Source organism: Lactococcus sp. FSL K6-0773, from assembly GCF_038006485.1.
In the GTDB taxonomy this organism is placed as follows: Bacteria; Bacillota; Bacilli; order Lactobacillales; family Streptococcaceae; genus Lactococcus; species Lactococcus lactis.
This window is the reverse complement of sequence record NZ_JBBOVF010000006.1, coordinates 1-6,905: the sequence shown is the minus strand read 5'-3', so window position 1 is coordinate 6,905 and position 6,905 is coordinate 1. Positions and strand designations below refer to the sequence as shown.

The following is a 6,905-nucleotide window of genomic DNA, read 5'->3' as shown; positions in this document are numbered from 1 at the left end:
TAACTTACGCTCTTCCCAATCATCCGTAAATCCCGGAAACCTTAATTCTGGAACTTTCTTTTTAACTGAATCATCTATTTTCGCCATAGTCCCCACCATTTTCTTGGTTTTTCTTGTTCTTCTATCCTTTTTTGATCTTTGATTTGTTCCTGCAAATTTTCCAACTTCTCTTTAAGAGCGTTCACTTCATCTTTATATTGATTGTCTAAGTGTTTGAATTCTGTTTCCTCTGGGGGCATTTTAAGGGCTTTTAAGTCATTGATTTCTGCTTTGTATTCTTCCAGTAATTTTTTATCTTGTAAGGCTAAACGCTGTTGCTGGTCTAACAAATTTTGCATTTGTGAGATTTGAGTGTCTTTATTTTCTAGTTGCTTATCTTTAACAGATAATTGCTGTTCCTTTTTATCTAATTGTTCTTCTAAAAAACATATTAATTTAGTCTGTGCAGTATCATTTTGCAGTGTTTTTGCAGTCTGTGCAGTATCGTTTTGCAGTGCTTTTGCAGTCTGTGCAGTATCGTTTTGCAGTGTTTTTTTTAGTAAAGAGTACCCTGCGTTATTAATTACTAAGGTATTATTACCTTTAATTTTTATTGTTTGAACAAACTTTTCTCTAAAATCTTTATCTATTTTATTTCTTATCGTCTGTTTTGATACGCCTAACTCGTCCGCAAGTTCTTTTATGGTTTTTAAATTCTCACTCATGATAAGTCCTGCCTTTTAACCGTTGGTAGGTATTGTTCAATTGCTTTTTTGAGATACTTAGCTATATTGCGTTTTGAATAGGCTTCTTGTTTAGCTCTCACATAAGAGAGGTGGTCTTTGACCCCATTCAACCCTCGTAAGGCTTTCAGCTCGTCATAGAGAGGGTACACGTGCGCCTGCAATCCTGCCATAAGTGACGTATCGGTCATTTCATAAGGACTTAATAGCATATTATCCAACAAAAGTTTCGTGTATTTACTTTTTAATGCTTTCCCTGCTAAAAGTTCTTCTGCTTGTTCTTTATTTGCTTTATCCTGCAAATAAATAGGGTCTTGTTCTTCCAGTTTGTAGAAGTCATTTCGTGCGACTGGTTTCTTCGTGATATGAAAGACAATAGAATCAATTGAACGCCCTTTTTTGATTTTGTCATAGGTCACATTAAAAGACGTATGGGCGTTAATTTCTTCAATTCCTTTTTTTAACACTCTATTTTCAAAATGGGGGAAATGTTTGTGTTCATTTACTGTATCCGTGATAGTGCGTAATTCTTTGACTGTGATTGAGGGGTTGCGGTAGGCTTCCACTTGTTCGGCTCTCCGTCCCCCTTTAAAGCTATAATGCTCGTATTGGTTATAGTTCATGGATAACCATTTATAAAGAATAATGCTGTACTTACTGTTTAATTCTACAAGGTCAGATAAAGCGTATTGCGTGAAAGATTGTTTTAAGTCAATCAAATATGGCATAATCGCTTGGTCAAAACGAATCATGACTTTATCGTCATAGTCCGTCCATGCTACTTCTGGTATTGGCAAAATTCTTCTAAACTTGAACCCTTTGTCTTTTTCTTCTCTGATTTCAAAAAAAGCTTGTTCTTGCACTTTTGCTATCGCTTCTTTAAAACGATGATGTTTGTTGCTATCGTCCACCTTAAAAAAAGCAAAGAGTTCAGCTTTTGAAAGATAAATGGTATTGTTCTTTGGTGGATTATCCGTATCAATACAAGACACTGCCAACTCAAAAATCTTTAAGGGCGTTTTATCCATTTTAGCAACGCTGGTAATCAGGTCGTTATGTTCAACAATTTTTCGTTTCTCAATTTCTTTCAAAGAACACACTGTCCTTTCATTGTCTTGATAGTTGTTATAAGGGTATTTTTTTGCTATACTATTCATGATAAATACGCTCCTCTGCGTGTTTTGGCTAAGCATGAAGAAATTCCCTCAGAAAGAATTTTTCTTCATGCTTTTATTATATCACAAACAGTACATTTTGTGATATAATTGTACTGTATACATAGTTTTTTGTGACTGTATACATAGTTTTTTGTGACTGTATACATAGTTTTTTGTGACTGTTTAATTTCTGTAACTAGCGGAAACACTGACTTTTTTTCACGCAAAAGAAATAAAAGATTAAAATATATAAGATAAAATAAATATAGGCTTCGCCTTTTTTTTTATTTTTTTCAAAAATGTAAAAATAAAGGTCAAAGTCATCAAAAAAGGAGTGAGCGAAAACCACGCTCACATTTTACTTGCAGCGTTCACTTCGTTCACTCGCTAAAAGAAAAGATCAAAACCACTTTTAGGAATTTATTGGATTCCTCTAATTGCTCATATAAGCTGTTTTAACTGTTTGACTAGCTAAATACTCATATCATGCAATCAAGCGTCTTACAGACGGTCAGGGCAAGCCCTAACAACCCTTAAATGGAAAACCGATACTTTGTTTAACTTGTTTTTTTACAACTTACAACAAGCTATTCAATTCAAAATCAATTTAAACCCACTTAAAAGCTCGTTTAAGCATTCTTAATGCTCCCTTTGAACAAATAGACAGTTTCGAATTAAAGTCGCTTAAATCGAGTTTTAGAACGTTTTAAAATAGAATGATGAAAAACTAAAAAGTTTCAAACGCTGGTCGGATTGTTTCGTAAAAAAAGAGTGCAATGCGCACTTACACATCAAATAAATTGATGTCGTGCTAACCCCTAAAAACCTGTATCAGAAGTTGCTTATCGCAACAACAAAATTTCATGCTAGTAGCGTCTCTTAAATGAGTGAGTCTTTGTTTCAATTTGTGATACATTTTTCTGATCCATCAAGAACTTCCTCAAAGATAAAATGCCTCAGCGCTCATTCCTCAATCGCCCTTTGTCATTGATTTTGTAATAAGTATTGCGCCCTATTCGGTTACAATCCTCACAACAAAATAGACCATATAAAACCATAAATACTGCAAGCTATTACATTGTAATACAAAGCACTTCGTTCTTGTATTACAATGTGGCTTGAAAAGGGGGAAGTTTCACTTTCCCCTTTTATCCCCTTTGGATTGTGTCGATTTGCTTTACGCGAACGCCACCTACCCATTTTATAAAAATAAAATGGGCAAAAGATCTTTCTTTTTGTCATACAAAAAGAAGAAAAAAAGAGACGATTTTCTTCTTCCGAAATCGTCCCTCTTTTTTCTAAAACCATGGATGAACAAACAAAAAATCTCTCGTATTTTGTTTGTTCATCCACTAAAAATATGCGAACAGTATTGCTTCATTCAATCCTGTTCTTACAAGTCAAAAGCATCGAATCGTCCTCGTACGATTCAACAAAAGGTTCTGTTGCAAAGTTTCCCAAAAGAGTATAGAAGTCCTAGTTTAACATTTTGACTATGCTGGGATCCCCATCAGAACTTTAATTTCAGTCGACACCGAAAATCCGAAGAGCGTTCCGTTTCTTCGGTTCTTTTTGTATATTCCTCGAATAGTCTCCATGCCCTTAATCGTGATTGAGGCAGTTCGTAAACTTCGATAAAATTTATTACGGCGCTTAATTGGACGATGGTCCTGCTCAATTAAATTATTGAGATACTTCACTGTCCGATGTTCTGTCTTGGTATATAAACCGTTAATCTGTAGCTTTCTGAATGCAGAACTAATCGATGGTGCTTTATCGGTTACAATCACTCTAGGTTGTCCAAATTGTTTATGGAGCCGTTTTAAGAAAGCATAAGCCGCCTGAGTATCCCGTTTCTTTCGTAACCAAATGTCTAAAGTTAATCCATCAGAATCAATTGCACGATAGAGATAATGCCAACGTCCTTTAATTTTGATATAGGTTTCATCCATTTTCCACGAATAGAAGGACTGTCTATTTTTCTTCTTCCAAAGATGATAGAGGACTTTACTGTACTCTTGAACCCAGCGATAAATCGTAGTGTGACAGACATTGATACCACGGTCATACAGTAGTTCTTGAACTTCACGATAGCTCAGATTGTAACGTAGATAATAGCCCACAGCGACAATAATCACATCTTTTTGAAATTGTTTCCCTTTAAAGTGGTTCATTACTCTGTCCTCACTGTCTTTTTACTGAATTTTATACTAAAATAGATTTATTGGTCAACTTTGCAACAGAACCGATGAGACCTATATAGTACCGGTGTAGCCAACAAGCCATGTTGCGTGGTACAATAGGTATCTTCCCGGAGCTTCGCAGCCAGAGGAAGATGCCGATTTTTCGTTTCGAAAGGAGCACGCGATGCTGAATCCAGCACAGTTTCCGGCCATGTCAATCACCACTGGCGGGCACACCAAAGATAACCTGCGCCAAGCCCTCGATCAAGCAGGTATTCAGTGCAACGCCCATGCCGATGCGCTGTTCGATGACCCACGCTTTACGATTTCCCCAGAGCCGCACGCGGCGACCGTACTGTTTATCACCGTTGCCGAGCTGCGGTTGCCTAAAGGCGCCAACTTGCCGGCTATCTTCGCCCAAGCAGAGAACAGCGGCTTGACTTTATGTCCCCTGGAACTGGCCGTTGATCTGCGGCTCCAATGGCGTGACCAAGGTCAGAGCACCAATCACGACCTGCACCGGCACGAGGCACCCCAGGGAGCCGTGACGGTGGCTTCCCCGGTGGCCGATCCGGATCCCGGGCAGCCTAAGGGCTACTACCTGCGCAACGTGGGCGGGCAGCTTTGGCTGCGGGGGTATATTTGTGATGATGAGTATATTTGGCAGCCAGCGGATCAGTTTGCTTTTCTTTCTAGAAAATAATAATAGCAACATCGAGCCTGCTCACACGCCATAATGACGTGTGAGCAGGCTTTTCTGATACCTTGAAGAAGCATTGAAACGGTATACTGAATAAAGAAATGGAGTGAGTTCAATGCGCACTTACACCCCACTATAAAAACGAGTGGGGTAATTGCTAAAAAACGTGTATCAGAAGTTGCTTATAGCAACAACAAAAAAATCAAATTAACCGAAGTCAATTTGATCTAACATCGTTTCACGACTGGCTTGATCTAAACCAAGATAAGTTAAGGTCATTGCCTCACTTGAATGGTTTAGTAAATGCATGACTAAGCCAATGTTATAATTGGATTGCGTATAGACCCTATAAGCGCCTGTTTTACGCATGGTATGCGTTCCTAAATAGTTGATCCCTAAAAGTTCACCAACGCGTGCCATGACCTTATAAAATTGCTTCTCGGTGATATGACGTTCAGGTCGAGCAGTTGAGGGAAACAACCAGTCAGAAATGATGTTTTGTTGAAGAAGCCAATCATGATACATTAACAAGTCTTGTTGGACAGGTTTTAGATATAAGGTGTTGGCTTTACCTGTTTTTTGATCATGAATAAAAGCGGTTTGTTTGACGGTTCCATCAGGATTAAAGACATCTGATTTTTTTAGTTTCATGACATCACTTACTCGTAGGAGAGTGGCTTTCCCCACTTGAAAGATGGTGTAATTCCGACGACCCGCCCGAAAACTATCAAGCAAGGTTTCTTGAACCATTTTTAAGATATTAGAATCTTTGATGGGAAGAACAATTTGTTGAGCCATATATCATATATTCCTTTCTATAAATAATTTATTTAATTATTTATTTATTTTCTTGTCGGCGTCCGATTTCGTGATGTCCGCTTGTAGCAAGGGTTTCAGCTGTTTTATTTTTTTTGAAAACAACTTTTTAGTTGTTCCCAATTAACTATCAGAAAACAGATCGGCGTAAAAATGAACAGAATTGCTAATAAGAACATTCCTATTCTGCCCAATATCCCAGTGAACGAAATAAGCGTAAAATTATAAGCGATACTTTCCCGGATAAAAGTTAGAATGTTAAATCATCTGAAAAAAACATTTCTTTTACGAGCCCAACAATAAAGATATCTAACAAAAGAATGCCAACTAACTTTAACCAATTTACTTTCATCTCACCCCTCCATTTCACAGTCTATTATATCATCTAAACGTAAAAATAACCCCTATAATCTTCATCCTAGATCATAAGGGTTGTTTTTATTGGATTTTTTAGGGGTTATTATATAATTATAGACCCTATATCGAGTTAAAATTATTTCAATGTCCAATTTTTTTATATTTTATCTTTTGGATCACATAGAAGATACTTCCAATAATGAGGGATAGTATTATCCATCCGAGTAATATTGTAATAAAAAAGATAAAAATAGCGAGTGCTCGATTGTCCAAATCTAAAAAACTCGATTTAAGGTCTTGAAAAGTACTTTGATTAAAAATTACTTTTATTAGTACATTTAGAGTCATAATCCCTAATAGAAAAAAACTCGTTTGTTTAATACATCTAGTAAAATTTGGTTGTTCTTGTTTCATAAGAAATCTCCCTTGCTTATACAAACATTTTTTGTAGAAATCCTTTTTTCTGCTCTTTGAGAAGATCTAGCTTACACTGATGAAGAGCGATAGTGTTATCCAGCTGCTTGAAAAATGAACCGATTTTATTCTGTTCTTCAAGTTTAGGAGTTAGAAAATTCATCATAGAAAAGTCTTTTCCTGTAATTTGATTGATAGTGGCTCCCAAACTTTTATGAACTTCTTTTTGAAAATTATTAGTACTCAATAATGCATTAATATAATCCCCATTTTCTCCTCGAAAAGCGGACATAAATGCTCCGATTACCGTATGAGGCATTTCTTTGGTAACAATAGCGTGTTTCCCAATTAGAGATCTACTTCCATTTCGTACAACTACAATAACATCACCAACTTTTACATTATTTGAATTGACGACATCAGGATTGACATAGACATTGTCAGCATCAATAAGTTGATCGTTTTTTACATTCGATGACCGTAAAACGAATGTGCCTTTATCTTGTACATCAGTTGGACTATATGTTAATCCGGAATAGCTATAAGTTACATCGGT

Annotated in this window: 7 protein-coding genes; 1 reads left to right on the top strand and 6 read right to left on the bottom strand. The window is 36.6% G+C overall.

From position 1 onward, the window contains the following. Positions 1–74: 74 nt before the first annotated feature. The 3 genes from MHB61_RS13750 to MHB61_RS13740 form a co-directional block, all read right to left on the bottom strand. Positions 75–704 (bottom strand): DUF536 domain-containing protein, encoded by a 630-nt coding sequence (locus tag MHB61_RS13750; RefSeq protein WP_031559415.1) that lies wholly within the window; start codon positions 702–704, stop codon positions 75–77. After that, positions 701–1,879 (bottom strand): RepB family plasmid replication initiator protein, encoded by a 1,179-nt coding sequence (locus MHB61_RS13745; protein WP_044009582.1) that lies wholly within the window; start codon positions 1,877–1,879, stop codon positions 701–703. The genes MHB61_RS13750 and MHB61_RS13745 overlap by 4 nt, the downstream gene beginning before the upstream one ends. A gap of 1,493 nt (positions 1,880–3,372) precedes the next feature. After that, the gene (locus MHB61_RS13740) at positions 3,373–4,053 is read right to left on the bottom strand and encodes an IS6 family transposase (protein ID WP_075070813.1); all 681 of its coding nucleotides are present in this window, start codon (positions 4,051–4,053) and stop codon (positions 3,373–3,375) included. A gap of 193 nt (positions 4,054–4,246) precedes the next feature. Between MHB61_RS13740 and MHB61_RS13735 the strand changes: the two genes are divergently transcribed. After that, on the top strand, positions 4,247–4,765 hold the full coding sequence (locus MHB61_RS13735) for a hypothetical protein (RefSeq protein WP_064305244.1): 519 nt from the start codon (positions 4,247–4,249) through the stop codon (positions 4,763–4,765). A gap of 204 nt (positions 4,766–4,969) precedes the next feature. Here the strand turns inward: MHB61_RS13735 and MHB61_RS13730 are convergent, their stop codons facing one another. From MHB61_RS13730 to MHB61_RS13720, 3 genes are all read right to left on the bottom strand, one after another. Further along, entirely contained in the window at positions 4,970–5,560 is a 591-nt protein-coding gene (locus tag MHB61_RS13730) for a site-specific integrase (protein ID WP_075070812.1), read from the bottom strand. A 516-nt stretch (positions 5,561–6,076) separates the two neighbouring features. Then, a complete protein-coding gene (locus tag MHB61_RS13725) occupies positions 6,077–6,349 on the bottom strand; it encodes a hypothetical protein (RefSeq protein ID WP_137015750.1) in 273 nt (90 codons plus the stop codon). Between the two features lie 16 nt (positions 6,350–6,365). Then, on the bottom strand, positions 6,366–6,905 hold a 540-nt coding region (locus tag MHB61_RS13720), incomplete at its 5' end, for a restriction endonuclease subunit S (protein ID WP_340817591.1).

What these genes read in the sequence shown, in the direction of transcription:
- MHB61_RS13750 (WP_031559415.1), bottom strand. Translation starts at nt 704, where the DNA reads ATGAGTGAGAATTTAAAAACCATAAAAGAACTTGCGGACGAGTTAGGC.
- MHB61_RS13745 (WP_044009582.1), bottom strand. Translation starts at nt 1,879, where the DNA reads ATGAATAGTATAGCAAAAAAATACCCTTATAACAACTATCAAGACAAT.
- MHB61_RS13740 (WP_075070813.1), bottom strand. Translation starts at nt 4,053, where the DNA reads ATGAACCACTTTAAAGGGAAACAATTTCAAAAAGATGTGATTATTGTC.
- MHB61_RS13735 (WP_064305244.1), top strand. Translation starts at nt 4,247, where the DNA reads ATGCTGAATCCAGCACAGTTTCCGGCCATGTCAATCACCACTGGCGGG.
- MHB61_RS13730 (WP_075070812.1), bottom strand. Translation starts at nt 5,560, where the DNA reads ATGGCTCAACAAATTGTTCTTCCCATCAAAGATTCTAATATCTTAAAA.
- MHB61_RS13725 (WP_137015750.1), bottom strand. Translation starts at nt 6,349, where the DNA reads ATGAAACAAGAACAACCAAATTTTACTAGATGTATTAAACAAACGAGT.